Raw genomic sequence first — 21767 nt, forward strand, 5'->3', positions numbered from 1 at the left:
AACTCCCGGCGCGCCGGGGGCCTACTTGAACTCGTAGCCGCCCTTCACCCCCGCGGGTTCGGGGTCCATGATGACGTTCACGCAGGCCGGCTTGCCGCTGGCGAACGCCCGCTCGATCGCGGCCTTGATCTGTTCCGGGTGCTCCACGTACTCGCCGTGGCCGCCGAGCCCTTCCACGACCTTGTCGTAGCGCGCGTTGTCCCCGAGCACCGTCGCCGGCGTCCGGCCCTCGCCGTACTGCGCCTTCTGCCCGACATAAATCTGGTGCCAGCAGCGGTCGTTCCCGACCACGGAGACGATCGGCATCTTGAACCGCACGAACGTGTCGAAATCGAATCCGTTCAGGCCGAACGTGCCGTCGCCGTTCACCATCAGCACCTTCTTCTCGGGCGCAGCGACGGCCGCCGCCATGCAGAAGCCGGTTCCCACCCCGAGCGTCCCGAAGGGGCCGGGGTCCATCCACTGCCCGGGGTTGTTGATCGGCAGCACGCTCGCCGCCAGCGCCACGATGTCGCCGCCGTCGCCGACGACGATCGTGTCGTCGTCCACGAACTCCGCGATCTCTTTGCACAGCCGCAGCGGGTGGATCGGCACCGCATCCGAGTTCATGAAAAACGACCGCTGCTCATCCGCCTGGTTCTCGAGACCCCGGAGGTAGGTCATCCACTCCCGGTGCTCCGCCCTCCCGATCTCCGACGTGAGCTGCAGCAGCGCCTGCCGGATGTTCGCCTCGATGCCGATGGTGAAATCCCGGTTCCGGCCGATGTCGCGCGGGTCGATATCGATCTGGATGACCTTCGCCGCGGGGTTCCAGGCCGGCGCCCGCCCGTACTTCAGCCGGAAATCGATCGGCGTCCCGAGGATGACGATCACGTCCGCCTGGGCGAACGCCGGTTTCCGCGAGAGCGAGAAGAAATTCGGGTTGTCCTGCCGGAGCGTGCCCCGGCCCATCGCGTTCGTGTACACCGGCACGTCGGCTGCGCGCGCGAACTCCGCGAGCTCCCGGTGGGCGCGGTGCCAGAACACCCCCGAGCCCGCCATCACCATCGGCTTCTCCGCGTCCCGGATGAGCTGCGCCGCCTGCTTGATCAGCGCCGGGTCGCCCATGATTTCTCCCGTCACCCGGTAGTTCTTCGGCCACTCGAGCGAGTCCTCGTCGACGCGCCCGAACAGCACGTCCGAGGGCACCTGCAGGAAGGCCGGCCCGTAGCGTCCCGTCATCGCCTCCCGGAAGGCCATCGCCATGTAATAGGGAAGCCGCCGCGTCTCGTAGACCGCCTGCGACCACTTCGTGATCGGCTTCATCACGTCGAGCAGCTCGATATCCTGCAGCGACCCCATGTCGTACTGCCGCAGCGGCGACCGTCCGCCGATCACCACCATCGGGCTCGAGGCCTGGTACGCGTTCGCCACCGCCGTGACCACGTCGGTCACGCCCGGGCCGGCGGTGACGACCGCCACCCCCGGCTTGAACGTGATGCGCGAATAGCCGTCCGCCGCGTGCCCTGCCGACTGCTCGTGGCGGGTATCGATGATGCCGATGCCGTTGTTGAGGCATCCCTCGTAGATGTTCTGGATGTGCCCGCCGGAGAGCGTGAAGATGTGGCTCACGCCCTCCTGCTTGATCATCCGGGCGATGATTTCGCCCCCGTCGATCATGTTGCCCATCGCGTGCTCCGGGTCGGGGAAGATGCAGTGCCCGCGAGTATACGGGGCTGCCCCGCTCGCCGCTCGCGCTCAGAGCTTCGCGGCCATCCACTCCTCTGCCAGCCGCACCACGTCCGGCCCGATTTCGAAGTGCCCGCCCGGCAGCCACTGGAGGTCCTTCTCGCCCGGCAGCGCCGCGAACAGCGCTTCCGTCCGCTCGCGCGGGATCAGCTCGTCGTTCAGCTTGCCGACGATGCGCACGGCCACGCTCCCCAGTTTCGCCGCGTCCGAATCCGGGCCGGCCGCGCTCCCGGCGAGCCCGCCTTCGCCCACGAGGCAGAACGCCGCTGCCCGGAATCGGCCGCTGCGGGCCACCGCTGCCAGCCCGATCATGCTCCCCAGCGAGTAGCCGACGTAGCCCAGCCGGCCCGTATCGATCGGGAGCGCGCCCGGCAGCAGCTCCAGCATCCGCGCCACCTCCGCGGCGAACTGGGCGCGCACCGCTTCGTACCGCTCCGGCTGGCGGAAGAGCGCCATCGGGTCGTGCGTCTGCCGCTCGCCGTGCAGCGGCGCATCCAGCCCGGCGCACACCCAGCCCCGCTTCGCCCACCGCTGGCCCACTTCGCTCACCCAGTAGTCCTCCTTCGAGCCCATGCCCGGGTGCTGGATGAGCACGAGCGGCATCGGCTCCCCGGCGCCGGCGGGCAGGTATGCCACCCCCGGCACGAGCTCCCCGCCGCACCTGAACCAGAAATTCACCTCGCGAATATCCCCGAAGAGCGATTCCCGAATCTGCAATTCCCCTTTCATCTCGACCCTCGATTTCCCGTAAAAGTTCTTCCATTCCGGGCCTTGACGCTTACGCTTCCCGGGCGAACGATGCATCTGCGGCCCGTGTGCCGCAGCGCCTAGTCTGCCCCGCGGGGCAGAACGGGGGAACCAGTTTTCGGGGCGAATCCGCCCCGGCCGCCCGGCATCACGGGTCGGCGAAGGCGGAGCGGCTATCTCCGGCCGCAGCCCGGCAGCTAACCTCGGCGGCGTAGGAAGACCGAGTTCGAGGCCACCCCGCACATGGTCTCCAGGCCTTCCGCACCCGTCGCATCTCCTGCCCCGCGCAGCTGCGAGCTGCCGCAGCTCTCCGTCACCGCCCACTCCGCGTTCTGGGAGCGGCTCGGCAACGCGCTGCCCCTCTTCCTCTCCCTCTTCCTCATCAGCTTCATCTTCTGGGGCCCGTTCAAGGCGCCGCTCCTCTTCGCCGTGCTCTCTACGGCCTTCTTCGTCTACTGGCTCCTCCGCAGCTACTCCGTGGCCATCGCCTGCGCCATCGGCCTCCGCCGCATCGCGCGCTGGAAGCAGACCGACTGGCGCGCGAAGTACAAGGCGCACGTCGCCCGCTCCGGCCAGCCGGACCGCTGGGCGTGGCCCCGCCACCTCGTCATCATCCCGAACTACCGCGAATCCGAAGAAGGCCTCGCCCGCACGATCGACTCGCTGGCCGCCCAGTCCGTCGCGAAGCAGCTCGTCGTCGTCCTCGCCATGGAGGACCGCGAAGCCGGCGCCCGCGAAAAGGCTGCGCGCCTCGTCGCCCGTTACCCCGGCGTCTTCGCCGACATCTTCGCCACCTTCCACCCGGCCGGCCTGCCCGGCGAAACCCCCGGCAAGGGCTCCAACGAGGCCTGGGGTGCCCGCGAGGCCTACCTCCGCCTCATCGAACGCGGCGGCGACGACCTCCTCCGCTACACCGTCACCAGCTGCGACGCTGACGCCGTCTTCCATCCTTCCCACTTCGCCGCCCTCAACTACCTGTTCCTCACCGCGAAGAAGCCCTACCGCACCTTCTGGCAGCCCACCATCTTCAATTCCAACAACATCTGGGAGATCCCGGCCCCGCTCCGCATCCCCGACGGCCTTTCCGGCATCAACCGCACGTCCAACCTCCTCATCCCCGGCAGCGTCCGCTTCCCCACCAGCTGCTACTCCCTCTCCTGGCAGATGCTCCACGAGGTCGACTACTGGGACGAGGAGGTCATCCCCGAGGACTGGCACCTCTACCTCAAGTGCTCCTACAGCCTCGGCGACGACGTGAACGTCGAGCCCCTCTTCCTCCCGCTCGGCAACGACTGCGTGCTCGCCGACGGCTACTGGAAGACGCTCAAGGCCCACTACGCCCAGTCGGTCCGCCATGCCTGGGGCGCCAGCGACATCCCGTACGCGTGGCGCGCCGCGATGCACCCGAAGTCGCCGCTGTCGTGGCGCCGCCGCCTGCTCCTCGCCGGCGCGGTCACCAAGGTGCACGTCCTCTGGGCCGCTCAGTGGTACATCGTCACCCTCGGCATCTTCCTGCCGTCCCGGTTCGCAGCCCAGCTCGGCGCGCCGCTCCCCGGCTGGTGGACGCACCGGTACGAAGTCCCCGGCACGGGCTGGCACCCGGAGCATTTCCTCGAGCCCTCGCGCTGGTTCCGCCTCGGCCCGGAAGGCATCCTGGAGCCCACGATGTGGCTCAACCTGCCGGGCATCCTCGTCGCGCTCTGCCTCTTCCCGCTGCTCGTCATGATCGTGTTCGAACTCCGCACGCGCGGCCCGCGGCCGGCCTACGTGTCGCGCTCCGTCTACGCGACCGGGCTGCTGATGTGGCCGCTGATGGCTGTCATCACCTTCTTCTTCGCGAGCCTCCCCGCGCTCAACGCCCAGTGGAAGCTCGCCTCCGGCAAGGGGCTGGTCTACCGGGTCGCCGAGAAGGGCAGCCGCGCCCTGCCGGCGCGCGCCCCGGCGGCCGCCGAGGCCGAATCTGCCGAGGCCGTCGCTATCGCCGGGGGCAACTAGCCCGAGCGCTCGCGAACCGCCCGCCGATCCCGTATCGTCCCCCCGCATTCCACCCGCGGAGGCCCCTGCCCGTGCCGGACATCGAGTACACCCTCGAAGGCTCCACCGCCGTCCTGCGCCTCAACCGCCCCGAAAAGATGAACGCCATCACCTACGAAATGCTCGGGGCCATCGAAGACGCTGTCCGCCAGGCCGGCACCGACGACCGCGTCCGCGCGCTCGTCCTCACCGGCACCGGCCGCGCATTCAGCGCCGGCACCGACCTCCAGCAGCTTTCCAGCCAGCCGCCCACGGCCGGGCGCGCAGAATCCTACGGCCGCGCCTACGCCGAATCCCGCCCCGCGCCGTGGACCTTCGCCTCCATCGGCAAGCCGACCATCGCGGCGGTCAACGGCGTCGCCGTCGGGGTCGGCGTCGAGTTCACGTCCCAGTGCGACTTCCGCATCGCGGCCGAATCGGCCCGCTTCGGCTGGGTGTTCGTCCACCGCGGCCTCGTGCCCGATACCGCCGCCGGGACGTGGCTCCTCGCCCGCATCGTCGGCCTCCAGAACGCCGCCTACCTGCTCTATTCCGGCGAAATCATCTCCGCGACCCGCGCGCTCGACATCGGCTACGTCCACGAAATCGTGCCCGATGCGGAGCTGATGGAGCGCGCGCTCAAGTTCGCGCACGCCGTCTCCCGCGGTTCGCCGATCGCCACCGCCGAGACGAAGCGCCTGCTCTACCGCGGCCTCACGCGCGACCCAATGGACCACCTCGCCGACAGCACCGAGACGATCAGCCGGCTTTTCGCCAGCGAGGACTTCAAAGAAGGCGTCCGCGCCTTCCTCGAGCACCGCGACCCGCAGTGGAAGGGCCGCTGAGCGCCGGGCCGGCTACCAGATCCCGAGCGCCATCTTCACGTCTTCGCTCGCCATCGTCCGCGGGTCCCACGGCGGGTTCCAGACGATCTGGACGTCGACGTCCTTCACGCCCGGCAGCTCCCGCAGCTTCGCGTACGCCTCGCCGCGGATGATGGGGCCCAGCGGGCAGCCCGGGCTCGTCAGCGTCATCGTCACCAGCACGTCCCCGTTGTCGTACTGGATGTCGTACACGAGCCCGAGGTCCACGATGCTCATGTTGATCTCCGGGTCCTTCACTTCCCGGAGCTTTTCCCGCAGCTGTTCATAGGTCGGGGCCTGGGGCGTTTCGGTATCAGCCATGTCGTTCCTCCTGTGCGGCCTGCTTCGCCTGCCGCAGCGCTTCGAGCAGCACGTTCCACGCGAGCAGCGCGCATTTCACCCGGACCGGCAGCTTCGCCACGCCCTCCAGCGCGGCGAGGTCGCCGAGCTCCGGGTCCGGCGGCGCACCCTCCACCAGCATCGATCGTACCTTCCCGGTCACCGCTTCCGCTTCGGCCAGCGGCCGTCCTTTCAGGCGCTCCGTCAGCATCGATGCGCTCGACTGCGAGATCGAGCACCCCTGCCCCCAAAAGCCGAGGTCGCGGATGACGCCGTCCTGCACGTCGAGGTCGAGGTGGATTTCGTCGCCGCAAACGGGGTTCACCCCCTCGGCCTGCAGGGTAGGCGCCGGGAGCGGCCCGCGGTTCCGCGGCCGCCGGTAGTGGTCCAGGATCAGCTCCCGGTAGAGGTCATCGAACAGCGGCTCGCTCACGGCCCTCTCCGAAGACGCGGTTGACGCCCTCCAGCGCTTCGATGAGCGCCTCCAGGTCGTCTTCCCCGTTGTAGATGCTGAAACTGGCCCGGCTCGTCGCCGGCACGCCCAGGGCGCGCATCAGCAGCTGGGCGCAATGGTGCCCCGCGCGGATTGCGACCCCGTAGCCGTCGGCGATGGTGGCGACGTCGTGCGGGTGCGCCGCCTCCATCGCGAAGCTCACCACGCCGCCCCGCTCCGCCGCGGACGCCGGCCCGAACACCCGCAGCCCCGGAACCCGCCGGAGCCGCTCCAGCGCCAGCGCCGTCAGCTCCTCTTCGTGGCGGCGGACGTTCTCCATGCCGATGCCCTCGAGGTAGGCGATCGCCGCGCCGAACGCGACGACGTCCGCGATATTGGGGGTCCCGGCTTCGAACTTGTGCGGCAGGTCGGCCCAGGTGGACATCTCCTCCTGCACCACGGCGATCATGTCGCCGCCGCCGAGGAACGGCGGCATCGCCGCCAGCAGCGCTTCCCGCGCCCACAGCACCCCGACCCCCGTCGGGCCGAGCATCTTGTGCGCCGAGAACGCGAGGAAGTCCGCCCCGAGCCGGCTCACGTCAACCGGCAGATGCGGCACGCCCTGCGCCCCGTCGACGAGCAGGAGCGCGCCGGCGGCGCGCGCCATCTCCGCGATGTCGCTCACCGGGTTGATCGTGCCGAGCACGTTCGACATCTGGGTGACCGCGACGAGCTTCGTCCGCGGCCCGATGAGCTGGCGCAGGCCGTCGAGGTCGAGCTTCCCGTCCGCGGTGATGCCAGCGTACCGGAGGCGCGCCCCCGTCCGGGCCGCCAGCAGCTGCCACGGCACGATGTTCGAATGGTGCTCCATCACCGTCAGGACGATCTCGTCGCCCTCGGTGAGGCAGGCGTCGCCCCAGGCGCGCGCGACGAGGTTGATCGCCTCCGTCGCGTTCCGGGTGAAGATGACTTCCTGCGGACCGGCAGCGCCGATGAACCGGGCTACGCGGGCGCGCGCCGCTTCGTACTGCTCGGTCGCGCGCGTCGCCAGCGTGTGGATGCCGCGATGGATATTGGCATTCGAGGTTTCGTAGTAGCGCACCAGCGCCTCGATCACCTGCCGCGGCTTCTGCGTCGTCGCCGCGTTGTCGAGGTAGACGAGCCGCCGGCCGTTCACCTGCTGCCCCAGGATGGGGAAATCCTCGCGCACCCGTGCGATATCGAGCATCCGCCGGCCCCTTTCGGTCACGCGGGCAGGTCGATTTCGACCACGCCGTCGGCGATGCGGACGGGGTAGGTTCGGACCGGCCGCACCGCCGGCAGGCAGAGCGCCCGGCCGGTCGTCACGTCGAACCGCGCCCCGTGCCGCGGGCATTCGATCTCCCGGCCGTCGAGCCTGCCCTGGTCGAGCGGCCCGCCGTCGTGCGTGCACAGGTCGTCGATGGCGTAATAGCCCTCACCCGTATTGCACACGGCGATCCGGCGACCGCCCGCTTCGACGACGTGCGCCGTCCCGGGCGCGACCTCCTCCGCGCGGAGCGTGGCCGTCCAGCCCATCAGGCGCCCCTCACCTTCGCCTCGAGCAGCCCGAGCAGCTCCTCCCGCAGCGCCGCGTCCGGCACCCGGCTCACGACTTCCTCGAGGAAGGCCCAGACGAGCATCGCCTCGGCCGCCGGCCGCGGGATGCCGCGCGTCTGCAGGTAGAACAGCTGCTCTTCATCGACCGGCCCGGCCGTGGCGCCGTGCGAGGCGCGGATGACATTGCTCGTGAGAATCTCCAGCACGGGGTCGCTGTCGGCCCGCGCCGTCTTGCTCAGCAGCAGGTTCCGGTTCTCCTGGTTCGCGTCGGCGTTCTTCGCCCCGAGCCCCACGCGCGTCAGCCCGTAGTACACCGACCGCGCCGAATCCCGCAGCGCCGCCTTGTAGAGCAGGTCGCTCCGCGTGTCAGGCCCGATGTGGTCCTGCAGCGTGTAGAAGTCGACGTACTCCTCGCCGCGGCCGTAGGCCAGCCCGAGCAGCTCCGAGCCCGTCCCCCGGCCAATCAGCGACGACTCCATCTGCCCTTTCACCACCCGCCCGCTGAGCACCAGCTGCAGGTTCTGGAAGGCGGCGTCGCGCTCCGCACCCAGCATCCGCTGGTAGCCGAACGAGCGCGTCGCCGGCCCCCAGCGGTGAACGACATAATAACGAACCTCGGAGCCCGGCCCCGGGATGACCTCGGCGGCCGGCACGGCGAGGATGTCCGCCCCGTCGGAGCTGTACTCCTCGACCACCGTGACGCGGCTGTTCGGGCCCGTCACGATGACGGTGTGCGGCGCGGCGAACTGCTGCCCGCCGACTGTTCGGCGGATGCGCACCGGCGAAGCCGGCTCAGCGTTGGCCGGCACGTCGACGATGACCGCCTCGCGCAGGAGGGCGTAGTGCAGCGCCGTAAACCGGTCGATGCCCGGCGCGACCGCCGTCCCCAGCGCGCCCGCCAGCCGCTCCGCCGTCGCCCCCTCGGCGAAGCCGAGCGTCGTCACCGTCACGCCGTCCGGCGCTTCCACGGCGATCGCCTCGTCCTGCTCCGCCGGGTAGCGCGCGAGGTCGATGCCCCGCGCGTCGTAGTACTTCCACGGCCGCGACTGGTAGCTGTTCGGCCAGTCCAGCTCGTCGGCGAGCCGGGCGGCCTCGCCCCGCAGCCGGGCCAGCCACTCCGGGTCGCCCAGCTGCGCGCCGAGCTCGCGGCTCACAGCCGAAATCCTCACCCGTTCTTCGGTGGTCGATGTCATAGCTCTCCTCCGCCGGCGGATTCCGCCGGGCTCGCACCAGGGCTCACAGGGCAGCCGGCCTCAGCCGACGGCGCCCTCCATCTGCAGCTCGATCAGCCGGTTCAGCTCGACCGCGTACTCCATCGGGAGCTCCTTCACGATCGGCTCCACGAAGCCGTTCACGATCATCTTCGCCGCCGCCTCTTCCGAAAGCCCGCGGCTCATCAGGTAGAACAGCTGGTCCTCGCCGAGCTTCGACACGTACGCCTCGTGCTGGATGTGCACGTCCGGCGCGTCGATCTCCATCGTCGGGTAGGTGTCCGAGCGCGACTCCTCATCCAGCAGGAGCGCGTCGCACCGCACCGTCGACTTCACGTTCTCGCAGCCGTCGTACACCTTCAGCAGGCCCCGGTAGCTCGTGCGGCCGCCGTCCTTGCTCAGCGACTTCGAAATGATCGTCGACGTCGTGTTCGATGCGGCGTGGACGATTTTGCCGCCCGCGTCCTGGTGCTGGCCCTTGCCCGCGAACGCGAGCGAAAGGATCTCGCCGTGGGCGCCCGGCTCCATCAGGTAGACGCTCGGGTATTTCATCGTCAGCTTCGAGCCGAGGTTGCCGTCCACCCACTCCATCACCGCGTCCTGGTAGGCCACCGCGCGCTTCGTCACGAGGTTGTACACGTTGTTCGACCAGTTCTGGATGGTCGTGTACCGGACCCGCGCGCCGCGCTTGACGATGATCTCGACCACCGCGCTGTGGAGCGAATCGCTCCGGTAAATCGGCGCCGTGCACCCTTCGACGTAGTGCACCTGGCTCCCTTCGTCGGCGATGATCAGCGTCCGCTCGAACTGCCCCATGTTCTGGGTGTTGATGCGGAAGTACGCCTGCAGCGGAATCTCCACCTTCACGCCCTTCGGCACGTAGATGAACGAGCCGCCGCTCCACACCGCGCTGTTCAGCGCCGCGTACCGGTTGTCGGCCGGCGGCACCACCGTGCCGAAGTACTCTTTGAAGATGTCCTCGTGCTCCTTCAGCGCCTGGTCGGTGCCGAGGAAGATGACGCCCTGCTTCTCGAGGTCTTCGCGGATGTTGTGGTAGACGACTTCCGAGTCGTACTGCGCCCCGACGCCCGCGAGGTACTTCCGCTCCGCCTCGGGGATGCCCAGCCGGTCGAACGTCCGCCGGATGTACTCCGGCACGTCGTCCCAGGAGCGCTCGTCCCGGTCCGTCGCCTTCACGTAGTAGTGGATGTCGTCGAAGTCGATCTCCTTCAGCTGCGGGCTGCCCCAGGGCGGGTCCTGCTTCTGCCAGAAGATCTCGAGCGCCCGCAGCCGGAACTCGCGCATCCACTGCGGCTCGCCCTTCATGTCCGAGATGATGTTCACGATCTCCCGGCTGAGGCCCTTGTTCGCCTTGAACAGCGCCTCCTCCGGGTCGTAGAACCCCCACTTGTACTCGCCAACGATTGCTTCAGGTGCCGTCGTCATTCCCCTCTGACTCCTCTCGCTACGGCGCAGGGCGCGCGGGCGCCCTGCAGTGGGCTCAGGCGCGGGCCAGCTCGGCGAGGAACTCGTCGTAGCCGCGCGCCTCGAGGTACTCCGCCAGCTCCGGCCCGCCCGAGCGGGCGATGCGCCCGTCCACCAGGACATGGACGAACTGCGGCCGGATGTGGTTCAGCAGCCGCTGGTAGTGCGTAATCAGCAGCAGCCCCATGTTCGGGTTCATCAGTTTGTTGACCGCCTCCGCCACCGTCCGCAGCGCGTCGATGTCCAGGCCCGAGTCGGTCTCGTCGAGGATCGCCATGGCCGGCTCCAGCACGGCCATCTGCAGCATCTCGGCGCGCTTCTTCTCGCCGCCGCTGAACCCGTCGTTCACATACCGCCGGGCGAAGTCCTGGTCCACCTTCAGCAGCTCCATCTTGCTGAAGAGCTTCTCCCGGAACTCCCGGATCGGCACCTCCTCGCCGCGCACGGCGTTCACGGCCTGCCGCAGGAAGTTCACCAGCGTCACCCCCGGGATCGGCACCGGGTACTGGAAGGCGAGGAACAGCCCCTTCCGCGCGCGCTCATCCGGCGACATCTCGAGGATCGATTCGCCCTTGAACAGGATGTCCCCGCCCGTCACCTCGTAGGCCGGGTTCCCCATCAGCACGTTCGCCAGCGTGCTCTTGCCCGAACCGTTCGGGCCCATGATGGCGTGGATCTCCCCGGCGTTGATGGCGAGGTTGAGCCCTTTCAGGATCTCCTTCTCGCCGATCGAAGCCCGGAGGTCGCGGATCTCCAGGAGTGCGGTCATCGGTGTTCTTCTCCTTTGGTCGTCAGTGCAGTTCGACCGTTTCGATGATGTGCCGCTGGCCCGGCGTCCCCCGGACCAGGTACTCACAACATGGCGCTCCATCGACGATGCGATTGAGCTGTTCGACATCGCGCCCGAGCAGCAGCTCGATCGCCTTCCGGTCCGCCTCGCAGGGCAGGTCCGAAATCTGCGCCGCCGCGTGGTACGGGCACGACGAGTTGATGAGGTGGATGCCGTCCGGCTCCAGCCGCCACGCCTCGAGGATGCCCTCGCGCCGCAGCACCTCCGTCACGCGGGCGACGATCTCCTCCACCGCGCCGCTGTCCGGGATCTCGTCCCGGTGCCGCGAAGCCAGCGATTCGGCCACGTTCGCCAGCACCTCCGCCACCACGTCCGGCCGCTGTTCGAGCCCCCGCAGCATCCGCGCCATCAGGTCCGCATACGCCGGCGGGATGGTCCCGAACGCCTTCTCCGTCGGGAAATAGGCGTAGTACGGCCGCCCCGTCGCCTGCTTCACCGCCCGGGCTTCCACCAGCCCGTCCGCGCGCAGGTTTTCGAGGTGCCGGCGCACCGCTGCGGGGCTGATGTCGAACGCCTCGGCGAGCGCTTCGGCCCGGGCGCCGCGGTGCTCCACGATGTACGCGAGGATCCGGTCGCGCGTTCCCTGCATGCTTCCACGGTAGCCCACTTGGATGACTTTCGCAACTTCAATGTTGCGAAAGTTCCGAACCGCCCCGCCCGCTCCACGCCGCCACCAGCTCCGGCGCCGGCACCCGGTCCCCGGCCTGCCGCCGCAGCCGCAGCGCCCGCGCGAACTCCGCCCCGAACAGCAGGATCGACCCGTTGATGTACATCCAGAGCAGGAACGCCAGCGCCGACCCGAAGCCGGCGTAAATCGCCGTATCGCGGGAAAAGCTCGACTGCGCGACGACGATAGCGACCACGTTTTTCGCGGCCTCGAAGAGCACCGTCGCCAGCGCGGCCCCCGGCAGCGCATCCCGCCACGCCGGCCGGGCCGCCGGCGCCACCCGGTAGAGGATGATGAACATCGTGAAGGTCACCAGCGGCGCCAGCACCAGCCCGACGACCTCCGTCGCCGCCTGCCGGTCGAACGGGAACGGCGCGCTCCCGTCCACCCGCGCCACCACCACCCGGGCCGTCGCCGTCGCCGCCACCGAGACCGTCACCAGCGCCCCGAGCACCGCCACGAGCAGGATGTCGATCAGCTTCCCCCGCCAGAACGGCCGGCTCCCCTTCAGGTGCGCCGTCGCGTTGATGCCGTTCCGCACCGCCCCAAAGATGCCGCTCGACGACCAGACGAGAAACACGAGGCCGAAGCCGAGGCTCGCCGGGCTGAACTGCTGCGCCCGCCGCACGATCTCCTCCACGTTCGCGCGCACGCTCTCCGTCTCCTGCAGTGGCACCTGCTCGAACACCCAGTTGACGATCGCCTGCCGGTCCGCAAAGAGGCCGAACACCGAGAGGGTGATGAGCGCCAGCGGGATGACCGAGAAGATGGCGTAGTACGCAATCGCCGCCGCGTAGGTCGGGCAGTTGTCGTCCACGTAGCCGCGGACGGCCGCCGCGACCACTTCGAACGGTGCGCGCAGCGGCCCGGGAATCTGCCGCCACGCCCGCCGTGTGCGTTCCTTCACCGGCCCATCTTAGGCGCCGCCCCGCCCGCCGGGGAACCGCCCGGCCGCCAGCTCCTCCAGCGCCCGCTGCCACCGGGGCCCGACCTCCGGCCACGCGAACCGCCGCGCCGCCGCCCGGAACGGCTCGCGCGGCGGCAGCGGCGCGGTCAGCAGCGCCCGCAGCCGCGCCATCAGCCCGGCTTCGTCCTCCCAAAGCAGCCCGTGCCACTCCGGCGGCACCAGCTCCGGGTAGGCGTACCGCCGCGGCGCGCAGGGGATGCAGCCGGCCGCCATCGCCTCCGCCATCCCGATGCCGAAAAACTCGTGCCGCGTCGTGCTCACCGCGATATCGGCCCGGCGGAGCAGCCGCCCGTACGCCGCCCGGTCCTCCGCATAGCCGAAGTGGAGCACCCGCTCGCCGAGCGCCTCCCGCAGCCGCCACATCGCCGGGCTCGGGTTGTCGCCCGGCTCCCCGGCGATGATGACGCGGAAGGCGAGCCCCTCATCGGCCAGCCGCTGCAGCGCCCGTTCGAACAGCTCCGGCGCCTTGTCGAACTCCCAGCGGTGATTCCAGAGCAGCACCGGCGGCCCGGCGTCCCGCTCCCCCGGCCCGTCGACGTGCGCGAAATCGAGCCCCAGCGGCAGCACCGCCGACTTCGCCGCGATGGCATCGATGCCCGCCGCGGTGAGCCAGTTGTTCGGTTCCCGCTCCAGCTGGCGGAACGCGCCGACCAGGTCATCCCGGTGGAACGCCGAGTTGAAGACCGCCGCATCGGCCGCCAGCGCGCTCGCGTAGTTGATTTGCCCGAACCAGGAGTTGAACTTCGTGCCCCGGAGCCGCGGGTAGGTGACCTGGTTCTCGTGGAAGTACACCATCGCCGGCACCCCGCCCAGCCGCCGCCGCGTCAGCGCGAGAAACGCCGCGAGGTCCAGCATGTCCGTCGCGACCAGGAAATCGAAGCTCCCGGGCACCCCGTCCAGCTTCGCCGCCAGCTCCTCCGCGCCGCGCCGCATCCGCTTCCGCCACTCGCCCGGCGGCAGCGCCAGCACCGTCCAGTCGAACCGGGTGTGCCGGAGCAGCCCCTCGAGGAACGCCCGGTGGCTGCCGCCGTCGAACGGCTGCAGGAAGAGCCCGCGCAGCATCCCGCCCTACAGGTGCCCCAGTTCGGCCAGCCGCTGGAGCGCCGCCTCCATCTCCCGGTCCTCCGGGTCCACCCCGCGGTACTGCGCGACACAGTGGCCCCCGTACTTCTCCACGAGGAACCAGTCGTCGTCGATGATGAAGTCCGGCCGCGGCTCCACGTGCGGGTCCTTGTCGAACATCCCGTCCACCCACTCCGCGAGCCCGTGGAGGTGGACCACCCGCTCCACGTGGGCGAGCCCGGCCGCGCTCCAGACGTACACGCGGTGGCCCGCCGCCTTCAGCCGCTGCATCGCCTCCCGCGCGCCCGGGCGGAGCGCGTTCGTGTGCTGGTCGATGAACACCAGCGTCTGGTCGACGTCGAAGAAGATGTTCACCGCGCCTCGCCTTTCCCGGCGGCGGGCTCCCGGCCGCGCCACGCCAGCACCCGCGCCGAGTTCCACATCGTCCGCCCGTAGCCGAGCGCCAGCACCAGCCCGATGCCGAACGCCAGCACCCCGGCGCTCACGACCGCCGAGCCCACGCTCTTGTACCACGTGTGCGCCAGCAGCGCGCCGCCGCAGAACACGGCGGTGAGCGCATAAACCGCCAGCGTCACGCGCACCCCCGAGAGGCCGAACATCCGCTCGATCCGGTCGTGGAAGTGGTCGAAATCCGCATGCATCGGGTGCCGCCCGTCGAGGAACCGCCGGAGGAACGCGACCGCCGTATCCAGCACCGGCAGGCCCAGCGCCACGAGCGGGATGTACAGCGGCACACGCCCCGTTTCGTCGAGCGACCCCGCGACGCTCAGCCCGGCCATCGTGAACCCGAGGAAGTACGCCCCCGAATCGCCGAGGAACCGCCGTGCGCGCCCGATGTTGAACGGCAGGAAGCCGAGCGACGCCCCGCACAGGGCGGCGAAGAGCATCGCGATCAGGTCGTGGCCGAGGTCCCATGCGATGTACGACATCGTGCCCGAGACCATCGCCGCCATCCCCGCTGCCACCCCGTCCTTGCCGTCGACGAGGTTCACCGCGTTCGTGACCAGCACGATCCACGCCACCGTCACGACCGGGTCGAGCGGCCCAAGCGCGACCGCCTCGCCGCCGGGGAGCGTCATCCGGTCCACATGAAAGCCGGAGAGATAGAGCGCGACGGCCGCGAGCACGTGCGTGCCGAACTTGAACCGCCAGTCGAGGTCGCGGAAGTCGTCCCGCGCGCCCATCGCGCAGACGATTCCGCCGCAGACCCCGAGCATCAGGAACTGCCGCCGGTCTTCGCTCACGAACTCGCGCGCCGCATCGGAGAACGCGGCCACCACGAACGGCGCCGCCACGAACCCCGCGAGGATGCTGATCCCGCCGATGCGCGGCATCAGCTCCCCTTTGCGGCCCCGCTTCGTCGGCAGGCGGAGCAGCCATGTGAGCGGCAGCGCTACCGCGAAGGCGGCGAGCGCCGTCCCGACCTCAAGCCACACGCGTCATCACCGGCATCGCCTGCGGCATGCTGCGCATGGTACGCCGGCGCGCGGCAGAGGTCAGCCCCGGGCGGCCACCGTGTGCGCCACCAGCTGCCCGTCGTGCATCTCCAGCACGCGGTCCGCCATCTCCGCCATCGCCATGTCGTGCGTCACCATCAGTCCGAGCTTGTCGCGCCCTTTGACCTCGGCGATGAGCGACTCCACGACCTGCTTGCCGCGCGCCGAGTCGAGGCTCGCTGTCGGCTCGTCCACGAGCACCAGCTCCGGGTCGTTCATCAGCGCCCGCGCGATGGCCACGCGCTGCCGCTCGCCGCCGCTCAGCTCGGTCGCGAGCGCGTCCCGCCGCGCCGCCAGCCCCAGCTCTTCGAGCAGCTGGTCGGCCCGCGCCCGCGCCGCCTTCAAATCGCTCCCGTTGATGCGCGCCATCACGAGCAGGTTCTCCCGCGCCGTCAGGTAGGGCAGCAGGTTGTTCGCCTGGAAAACGAAGCCGACCTTCTGGCGCCGGTATTCGGCCAGCTCCTTCCCCCGCAGCCGGGCGATGTCCCGGCCATTCACCTCGATCGTGCCGCGCGTCGGCGTCAGCAGGCCGCCGATCATCGCCAGCATCGTCGTCTTGCCGGAGCCGCTCGGGCCGACGATGGCCACGAACTCGCCGGGCTCCGTCGCGAAGCTCACGCCGCGCACCGCATGCACCGCCCGCTCGCCTTCGCCATAGATCTTCTCGAGGTTCTCGACCTTCAGCCGGATGCTCATCCCGTTGCTCCTTTCTCCCCGCCGCGGACTACTGCTGCTGCCCGAGCGCGATGATCGGGTCGACCTTCGCCACCTGCCGCCCGGAGAACAGCACGCCGAGGACGGCCATCAGCAGCAGCAGCGCGCTCGTCGTGACGAACGTTCCCGTCGTGAAGGCAATCGGCACCGGGTCCGGCACCTGCTTGATGCCTTCGTTCGTCAGCCATGCCAGGGGAACGGCGATCGCGACGCCGCCCAGCGCGACCAGCAGCGCCTGCACCAGCAGCTGCCGGAAGATGAAGCCCGTCGTCGCCCCGACCGCCTTCAGCACGCCGATCTGCGGCGTCTTCTGCAGCGTCAGCACGTAGAAGAACACGCCGATCACCAGCCCGCCGATCAGGTAGCCGAACACCTGCAGCGCCTGCACCGTCGACTGCTGGCCGGACACCCCCTCGATGTTCGCAAACGCGGTGCTCTTCGAGACGGCCTCCCAGCCGGCGCCGCGCTTCCCCGCGAGCCCGTCGCCTTTCAGCAGCACCACCGAAGCGACCGGCGTCCCCGGCGCATTCGTACCGTATTTCATCTCCTGCCAGGTGCTCCGCAGCATGTAGACCGAGGGCTGGAAGAAGAAGGCGCCCTCGTTCAGTTCGCCGACGATGGTGAACTCCCGCTCCTGGAGCCGGATCGCCAGCCGCACCGTGTCGCCCACCTTCAGCCCCGAAGCGCGGAGGAACTGCCGGTCGGCCAGCAGGCCGTCCGCGTCGGCCGGCGTCAGCGGCCGGCCTTCCGTCACCGGCGGCTCGCCGATGGTGCCCGGGTCGTACCCCAGAACCGCCGCTGACTTCACCTTCCCGTCGTTGCGCGTGTAGTTCACCGCCATGTACCCGAGCGGTGCCGATTCCCGCGCGCCCGACTCCGCTTCGATGCGCTCCACCGTCTCAGCGCTCAGCTCCGACCGAATCACGCTCAGGCCGGCACGGTCCGAATAGGCGATGGCGTCGGCATCGAAGTTGCGCAGCGCCCGCCCTGCCTGCTCGTTCAGTCCGACGCCGAGCCCGTTGATCATCAGCACGAGGTAGCTGATGAGCGTGACGATGAGCCCGACCAGCGCGAACTGCAGCTTCCGCCGCCGGATTTCCAGGAAACCGATCACCGCGATACCTCCTCAGGTTCCGGTCGGATGCCGTCGAGGATGATGTCGACGCACCGCTCGAACGACGCCGCCGGGCCGCCGGGGAAGCGGCCGGGCATCATCGGCGGCAGCAGCCCGTGGGAGAAGAGCGCCGCCACGAGCAGATGCGTCACTGCGTCCGGGTCCGCGCCGGGGCGGACGAGCCCGGCCCGCGCCGCCGCGGCGAGGTAGCGCCGCAGCCGGTCCATCACGGCCTCGCTCGGCCCCAGCAGCCAGGCGTGGTAGGCCGGCAGGTGCTCCCACTCGGCGAGCGCCGTCCGGACGCCGCGCCCGGCCCCGGCGAACGCCTGCAGCACCATCCGCAGGTACGGCCGCAGCTCCGCGTCGAGGTCCGCCGGCTCTTCCGGGAGCGGCGCCGCCCCGAGCCGCGCGACCGCCTCCGCATGCCCCCGCGCGAGCGCCGCCCCGATGAGCTCTTCCTTCGAAGCAAAGTGGCGGAAGAGCGTCACTTCGTTCACGCCGGCGCGCGCGGCGATCTTCCGCGTCGTCGCCCCGCGGAAGCCCTCTTCGTCGAACACCTCCCGCGCAGCGGTCAGCAGCCGTTCGACCGTGGCATCCATTTCCTGCCAGCGTATCATGCAAGCGCTTGCTTGCGCGTGACCCCGCTCACCCCGGCAGTTACCATCGACCCGTGCTCCAGGACCCGTCGCTCGACTTCCCGGCCCACGCCCTCCCGCCGCGCGCCAGCCTCGTCGCCGAACCCGGCGCGCTCCCCGGCCTCCGCAGCGCCATCTGGATGGGCGGCGCCCACAGCCTGCGGGGCGAACCCCTCCACCCGGCTGCGCTCGAAGCCGCCTGGCTCGTCGACTGCGCCGGCGATATGCCGCGCCAGTTCCGCGATGCCGCCGGCCTCCACATCGCCTGCGTCTTCGCCGACCTCGAGGCGCTCGCCCTCCCCTCCCGCCATATCCTCCCCGTCGTCGACCGGCTCGCGGCCGCCGTCACCGCGCCGGCAAGCGCGCCCCTCGGCGTCTACATCATGTGCACCCACGGGATGAACCGCAGCGGCCTCGTCGCCGGCCTCCTGCTCCGCCGTCTCGGCCTCGACGCCGACGGCGCGCTGGCGGCCATCCGCGCCGCCCGTCCCGGCGCGCTCTCCAACGGCGCGTTCGTCGACCTCCTCCGCCGCGCCTGAGGCGTCAGGCAGGGTCGTCCTTCCCTTCGAGCAGGTCGGGCCGCCGCCGGCGAGTCCGCTCCAGCCGCTGCTGCCGCCGCCACGCCGCGATCTTCGCGTGGTGCCCGCTCAGCAGCACCTCCGGCACGCTCCATCCTTTGTATTCCGCCGGCCGCGTGTACTGCGGATGCTCCAGCAGCCCGTCTGCGAATGACTCCTCTTGCGGCGAGGCCGCATCGCCCAGCGCCCCCGGGATGTGCCGCGTCACCGCATCGATCAGCACCATCGCCGGCAGCTCCCCGCCCGTCAGCACGTAGTCGCCGATCGAAATCTCCCGGTCGACGAAGTGCTCCACGAACCGCTCGTCCACGCCTTCGTACCGCCCGCAGACGAGGATGAGCCGCGGCTCCGCGGCGAGCTCCCGCACGATGCGGTCGTTCAGCCGTTCGCCGGCCGGCGTCAGGTAGACCACGAGCCCCCGCTCCGGCGCCTGCCCCCGCACGAACTCCAGCGCCCGGTCGAGCACGTCGACCCGCATCACCATCCCCTGCCCCCCGCCGAACGGGTAGTCGTCCACCGTCCGGTGGCGGTCGGTCGCGTGCTCCCGGATGTCGTAGATGTGGAGGTCGAGCAGGCCGTCCTCGCGCGCGCGTTTCACGATCGATACATCCAGCGGCCCGCGGAACGCCTCGGGGAAGAGCGTCAGCACGTCGATGCGCATTGCACCCGAGGTTCGGCCATGCTGCCCCCGGCGGCAAGCCCCGCCGCTTAGCTGCCGTGCTCCACCGGCCCGGCCAGCAGCTCCGCCACGTGATCCAGCAGCGGCAGCAGCACCTCCATCCCCTGCCGGACCGCCTTCGGGTTGCCCGGCAAATTGACGATCAGCGTTCGCCCGCGCGTCACCGCCAGGCCGCGCGTCAGCGCCGCGAACGGCGTGTGCTGCAGCCCGTTCACCACCAGCGCCACCGCAATCCCCAGCGCCTCCCGCTCCGCCACCTCGCGCGTCGCCTCGGGCGTCACGTCGCGCGGCGTCAGCCCCGTCCCGCCCGTCGTCACGATGACGTCCGCCGTCCCGGCATCGGCCCACGCCCGCAGCCGTTCCGCGATGAGCGACCGCTCATCCGGCACCACGCCCCGGGCGACGACCTCGTGGCCCGCTCCCGCCGCCAGCTCCGCGATCAGCGGCCCGCCGAGGTCCTCCCGCTCGCCGGCGGCCCCCCGGTCCGAAACCGTCAGGATGGCAATCCGCGCCACGCCCCCATCCTACCGTCCCGGCCATGCCGCGGCCCGAAAAAAGTGGTTGACACGCCGTTTCGGGGGAGCCTACCATGCGCGTGGGGGTGAAGTGGGGAGAAATGGGGAGCCTGTAGGCCCCCGGTCCCCGGAAATGGGGAACGCTCCATCGCCCGCCCCCGGAAAGTGATGAGGGCATGCAGACGCGCTTCTCAGGCGCCTACGACTACACGCTGGACGACCGGGGCCGGGTGCCGATCCCCCCGGCCTTCCGCGATGCCCTCAAGCCCGGCGGCTACATCGGCGCCGGCGCCGACCAGTGCCTGCACGTCTACACCCTCGAAGAGTTCGAACGGCAGGCCGCCATCTTCGACAACCTCCCCGAGGGCGACCCCCTCGCCGAGGACGCCCGCCGCGACTTCTACGCGAACTTCTGGCCGACCCAGCTCGACGGCCAGGGCCGCATCAACCTCCGTGACGACCTGGCCAGCCGCGCCGGCATCAGCCAGGAGTCCCGCGACGTCAAAGTCGTCGGCGTCGGCCGCCGGATCGAAATCTGGAACGCCGCCGTCTACGCCGCCCGCGAAGCCGAGCGCAAACGCGCCCGCGCCGAAATCGCCGCGGCCGGCTTCGCCGCGGCCCAGCCCGCACCGCAGGGAGGAGCGTAACGTGGTCGTCATGACGTCCTCCCTTCCCATCCACCAGCCCGTCCTCCTCGAAGAAGTCCTCCGCTGCCTGGACGTTCGCGGGGACGGCACCTACATCGACTGCACCGCCGGGCTCGGCGGCCATTCCGAAGCCATCGCCCGCCGGCTCGGTCCCGGCGGCCGGCTCCTCTGCATCGACCAGGACGCCGAGGCGCTGGAGTTCGCGCGCGCGAGGCTGGCACCGTTTGGGAGGCGGGTCAGCTTCGTCCACGCGAACTTCCGCGAACTCGACCGGGTTGCAGCGGAAGCAGGTGTCACGGCTGCCGATGGCATCCTTCTCGACCTGGGCTTCTCCTCGTTCCAGGTCGAGAGCGCCCATCGCGGGTTCGCCTTCTCGCTCGAAGGCCCCCTCGATATGCGCATGGACCCATCGGCCGGCGGCCTCACCGCCGCCGACATCGTGAACACCTGGGATGAAGCGTCGCTCGCAGCGCTCTTCTTCGACTACGGCGAAGAGCGGCAGGCGCGGCGGATCGCGCGGGCCATCGTCGCCGCGCGCGCCCGCCAGCCCCTGCGGACGACCACCCAGCTCGCCAGTGTCGTCGGGCAGGCCGTGGGGGGTGCCGGGAGACGCACCCCAATTCACCCCGCCACCAAAGTCTTCCAGGCGCTCCGGATCCAGGTGAACGGTGAACTCGACAGCCTTCACCAGGTGCTTCCGCTCGCCCACGGCCTGCTCGACCCTGGAAACGCTGACCGCCGGCCCGGGCGCCTCGTGGTCATCAGTTTCCACTCCCTCGAAGACCGCATCGTCAAGCGGTACTTCCAGCGCGAGGCCGCGGCCTGCATCTGTCCTCCCGGCCTCCCCGAGTGCCGCTGCGGCCACCGGCCGACGCTCACCATCCTCACCCGCCGGGCCGTCCGGCCCTCGGCCGAGGAGATCGCCCGGAACCCCCGCGCCCGCAGCGCCGTCCTCCGGGCCGCCGAGCGGAGGGCGTAGCCATGGCCGCCATCAACCACCCGCTCGGCGGCGTCCGCCGTCCGCTCGGGCTTCCGGTCCCCGGGTTTCGCATCAACTGGGGCGTCGCCGCCGCTGTGGCCTTCCTCCTTTTCGCCGCGCTCCTGCCCGTCCTCCAGAATAGCTTCGTCACCAGCCAGGGCTTCGATGTCCAGGCTTCCCAGCGCCAGCAGGCGCGGCTCCGCTCCGAAATCTCCCTCCTCGAAGCCGATGTCGCCCGCCTCACCTCCCAGGCCCGCATCGAGCGGCGCGCCCAGGAGATCGGCCTCGTCAAGGCCGGCGACCCGATCTACGTCACCGTCCAGGAACCCGGCCCCGCGCCGGCGAAACTTCCCGCGGAGTATCTCCCCCCGCCGGCGCCCGAACCTGCGCCGGCCGACTCCTGGTGGAAGTCCCTCCTCCGCTGGCGTCCCTGGTAGCCAGCACCA

Annotated in this window: 25 protein-coding genes and 1 riboswitch; of the genes, 6 read left to right on the top strand and 19 right to left on the bottom strand. The window is 70.2% G+C overall.

Translation table 11 applies throughout. The features are described 5' to 3' along the window. Positions 1–21 precede the first annotated feature (21 nt). The gene (locus O0235_RS11555) at positions 22–1668 is read right to left on the bottom strand and encodes a thiamine pyrophosphate-binding protein (protein WP_270055934.1); all 1647 of its coding nucleotides are present in this window, start codon (positions 1666–1668) and stop codon (positions 22–24) included. A 69-nt stretch (positions 1669–1737) separates the two neighbouring features. Beyond that, a complete protein-coding gene (locus O0235_RS11560; protein WP_270055935.1) occupies positions 1738–2457 on the bottom strand; it encodes an alpha/beta hydrolase family protein in 720 nt (239 codons plus the stop codon). An 85-nt stretch (positions 2458–2542) separates the two neighbouring features. Continuing rightward, a riboswitch (cyclic di-AMP (ydaO/yuaA leader) is annotated at positions 2543–2702 on the top strand. 16 nt (positions 2703–2718) lie between these two features. Here O0235_RS11560 and O0235_RS11565 point away from each other — a divergent pair. Together O0235_RS11565 and O0235_RS11570 are read left to right on the top strand one after the other, a co-directional pair. After that, on the top strand, positions 2719–4470 hold the full coding sequence (locus O0235_RS11565) for a glycosyltransferase family 2 protein (protein ID WP_270055936.1): 1752 nt from the start codon (positions 2719–2721) through the stop codon (positions 4468–4470). A gap of 71 nt (positions 4471–4541) precedes the next feature. After that, complete coding sequence (locus O0235_RS11570) at positions 4542–5333, top strand: enoyl-CoA hydratase/isomerase family protein (RefSeq protein WP_270055937.1); 792 nt, start codon at positions 4542–4544, stop codon at positions 5331–5333. Between the two features lie 12 nt (positions 5334–5345). On the opposite strand, the gene O0235_RS11575 is transcribed toward O0235_RS11570, so the two are convergent. From O0235_RS11575 to O0235_RS11645, 15 genes are all read right to left on the bottom strand, one after another. After that, positions 5346–5672, bottom strand: a complete 327-nt coding sequence (locus tag O0235_RS11575; protein WP_158066066.1) for a metal-sulfur cluster assembly factor — start codon at positions 5670–5672, stop codon at positions 5346–5348. Next, the gene (sufU, locus tag O0235_RS11580) at positions 5665–6123 is read right to left on the bottom strand and encodes a Fe-S cluster assembly sulfur transfer protein SufU (RefSeq protein WP_270055938.1); all 459 of its coding nucleotides are present in this window, start codon (positions 6121–6123) and stop codon (positions 5665–5667) included. Before sufU ends, O0235_RS11575 begins: the two co-directional genes overlap by 8 nt. Then, positions 6101–7351 (bottom strand): cysteine desulfurase, encoded by a 1251-nt coding sequence (locus O0235_RS11585; RefSeq protein ID WP_270055939.1) that lies wholly within the window; start codon positions 7349–7351, stop codon positions 6101–6103. The genes sufU and O0235_RS11585 overlap by 23 nt, the downstream gene beginning before the upstream one ends. 17 nt (positions 7352–7368) lie before the next feature. Continuing rightward, positions 7369–7680, bottom strand: a complete 312-nt coding sequence (locus O0235_RS11590; RefSeq protein ID WP_270055940.1) for a non-heme iron oxygenase ferredoxin subunit — start codon at positions 7678–7680, stop codon at positions 7369–7371. After that, positions 7680–8855, bottom strand: coding sequence for a SufB/SufD family protein (locus O0235_RS11595; RefSeq protein WP_270055941.1), 1176 nt, complete (start codon positions 8853–8855; stop codon positions 7680–7682). The genes O0235_RS11590 and O0235_RS11595 overlap by 1 nt, the downstream gene beginning before the upstream one ends. Positions 8856–8954: 99 nt before the next feature. After that, positions 8955–10358: a Fe-S cluster assembly protein SufB gene (gene sufB / locus O0235_RS11600; protein ID WP_270055942.1), complete on the bottom strand. Its 1404-nt coding sequence runs from the start codon at positions 10356–10358 to the stop codon at positions 8955–8957. A 55-nt stretch (positions 10359–10413) separates the two neighbouring features. Continuing rightward, positions 10414–11166 (bottom strand): Fe-S cluster assembly ATPase SufC, encoded by a 753-nt coding sequence (gene sufC / locus O0235_RS11605; protein WP_270055943.1) that lies wholly within the window; start codon positions 11164–11166, stop codon positions 10414–10416. A 22-nt stretch (positions 11167–11188) separates the two neighbouring features. After that, the gene (locus tag O0235_RS11610; protein ID WP_270055944.1) at positions 11189–11836 is read right to left on the bottom strand and encodes a helix-turn-helix transcriptional regulator; all 648 of its coding nucleotides are present in this window, start codon (positions 11834–11836) and stop codon (positions 11189–11191) included. A gap of 37 nt (positions 11837–11873) precedes the next feature. Then, positions 11874–12821: a YihY/virulence factor BrkB family protein gene (locus O0235_RS11615; RefSeq protein WP_270055945.1), complete on the bottom strand. Its 948-nt coding sequence runs from the start codon at positions 12819–12821 to the stop codon at positions 11874–11876. 9 nt (positions 12822–12830) lie between these two features. Then, the gene (locus O0235_RS11620; RefSeq protein WP_270055946.1) at positions 12831–13943 is read right to left on the bottom strand and encodes a tRNA-queuosine alpha-mannosyltransferase domain-containing protein; all 1113 of its coding nucleotides are present in this window, start codon (positions 13941–13943) and stop codon (positions 12831–12833) included. A gap of 6 nt (positions 13944–13949) precedes the next feature. After that, positions 13950–14318, bottom strand: coding sequence for an HAD family hydrolase (locus tag O0235_RS11625; RefSeq protein ID WP_270055947.1), 369 nt, complete (start codon positions 14316–14318; stop codon positions 13950–13952). Continuing rightward, complete coding sequence (locus tag O0235_RS11630; protein ID WP_270055948.1) at positions 14315–15400, bottom strand: MraY family glycosyltransferase; 1086 nt, start codon at positions 15398–15400, stop codon at positions 14315–14317. Before O0235_RS11630 ends, O0235_RS11625 begins: the two co-directional genes overlap by 4 nt. A 60-nt stretch (positions 15401–15460) precedes the next feature. After that, positions 15461–16156, bottom strand: a complete 696-nt coding sequence (locus O0235_RS11635) for an ABC transporter ATP-binding protein (protein WP_270055949.1) — start codon at positions 16154–16156, stop codon at positions 15461–15463. A 28-nt stretch (positions 16157–16184) separates the two neighbouring features. Next, positions 16185–17288, bottom strand: a complete 1104-nt coding sequence (locus tag O0235_RS11640) for an ABC transporter permease (protein ID WP_270055950.1) — start codon at positions 17286–17288, stop codon at positions 16185–16187. Further along, positions 17285–17887 carry a TetR/AcrR family transcriptional regulator gene (locus O0235_RS11645; RefSeq protein ID WP_270055951.1) on the bottom strand — a complete coding sequence of 201 codons (603 nt, stop codon included), beginning with the start codon at positions 17885–17887 and terminating at the stop codon, positions 17285–17287. Before O0235_RS11645 ends, O0235_RS11640 begins: the two co-directional genes overlap by 4 nt. Positions 17888–17958: 71 nt before the next feature. Between O0235_RS11645 and O0235_RS11650 the strand changes: the two genes are divergently transcribed. Beyond that, positions 17959–18462 carry a protein-tyrosine phosphatase family protein gene (locus O0235_RS11650; RefSeq protein WP_270055952.1) on the top strand — a complete coding sequence of 168 codons (504 nt, stop codon included), beginning with the start codon at positions 17959–17961 and terminating at the stop codon, positions 18460–18462. 4 nt (positions 18463–18466) lie between these two features. Here the strand turns inward: O0235_RS11650 and trmD are convergent, their stop codons facing one another. Together trmD and O0235_RS11660 are read right to left on the bottom strand one after the other, a co-directional pair. Continuing rightward, a complete protein-coding gene (trmD, locus tag O0235_RS11655) occupies positions 18467–19162 on the bottom strand; it encodes a tRNA (guanosine(37)-N1)-methyltransferase TrmD (protein ID WP_270055953.1) in 696 nt (231 codons plus the stop codon). A 47-nt stretch (positions 19163–19209) separates the two neighbouring features. Beyond that, positions 19210–19695, bottom strand: coding sequence for a MogA/MoaB family molybdenum cofactor biosynthesis protein (locus O0235_RS11660; RefSeq protein WP_270055954.1), 486 nt, complete (start codon positions 19693–19695; stop codon positions 19210–19212). A gap of 176 nt (positions 19696–19871) precedes the next feature. Between O0235_RS11660 and O0235_RS11665 the strand changes: the two genes are divergently transcribed. The 3 genes from O0235_RS11665 to O0235_RS11675 are packed head-to-tail and all read left to right on the top strand — an operon-like array spanning position 19872 to position 21758. Then, complete coding sequence (locus tag O0235_RS11665; protein ID WP_270055955.1) at positions 19872–20342, top strand: division/cell wall cluster transcriptional repressor MraZ; 471 nt, start codon at positions 19872–19874, stop codon at positions 20340–20342. Between the two features lie 10 nt (positions 20343–20352). Next, positions 20353–21321, top strand: coding sequence for a 16S rRNA (cytosine(1402)-N(4))-methyltransferase RsmH (gene rsmH / locus O0235_RS11670; protein ID WP_270058072.1), 969 nt, complete (start codon positions 20353–20355; stop codon positions 21319–21321). Positions 21322–21323: 2 nt separating this feature from the next. Continuing rightward, positions 21324–21758 carry a septum formation initiator family protein gene (locus tag O0235_RS11675; protein ID WP_270055956.1) on the top strand — a complete coding sequence of 145 codons (435 nt, stop codon included), beginning with the start codon at positions 21324–21326 and terminating at the stop codon, positions 21756–21758. Positions 21759–21767: the final 9 nt, after the last annotated feature.

Source organism: Tepidiforma flava (assembly GCF_027594505.1).
In the GTDB taxonomy this organism is placed as follows: Bacteria; Chloroflexota; Dehalococcoidia; order Tepidiformales; family Tepidiformaceae; genus Tepidiforma; species Tepidiforma flava.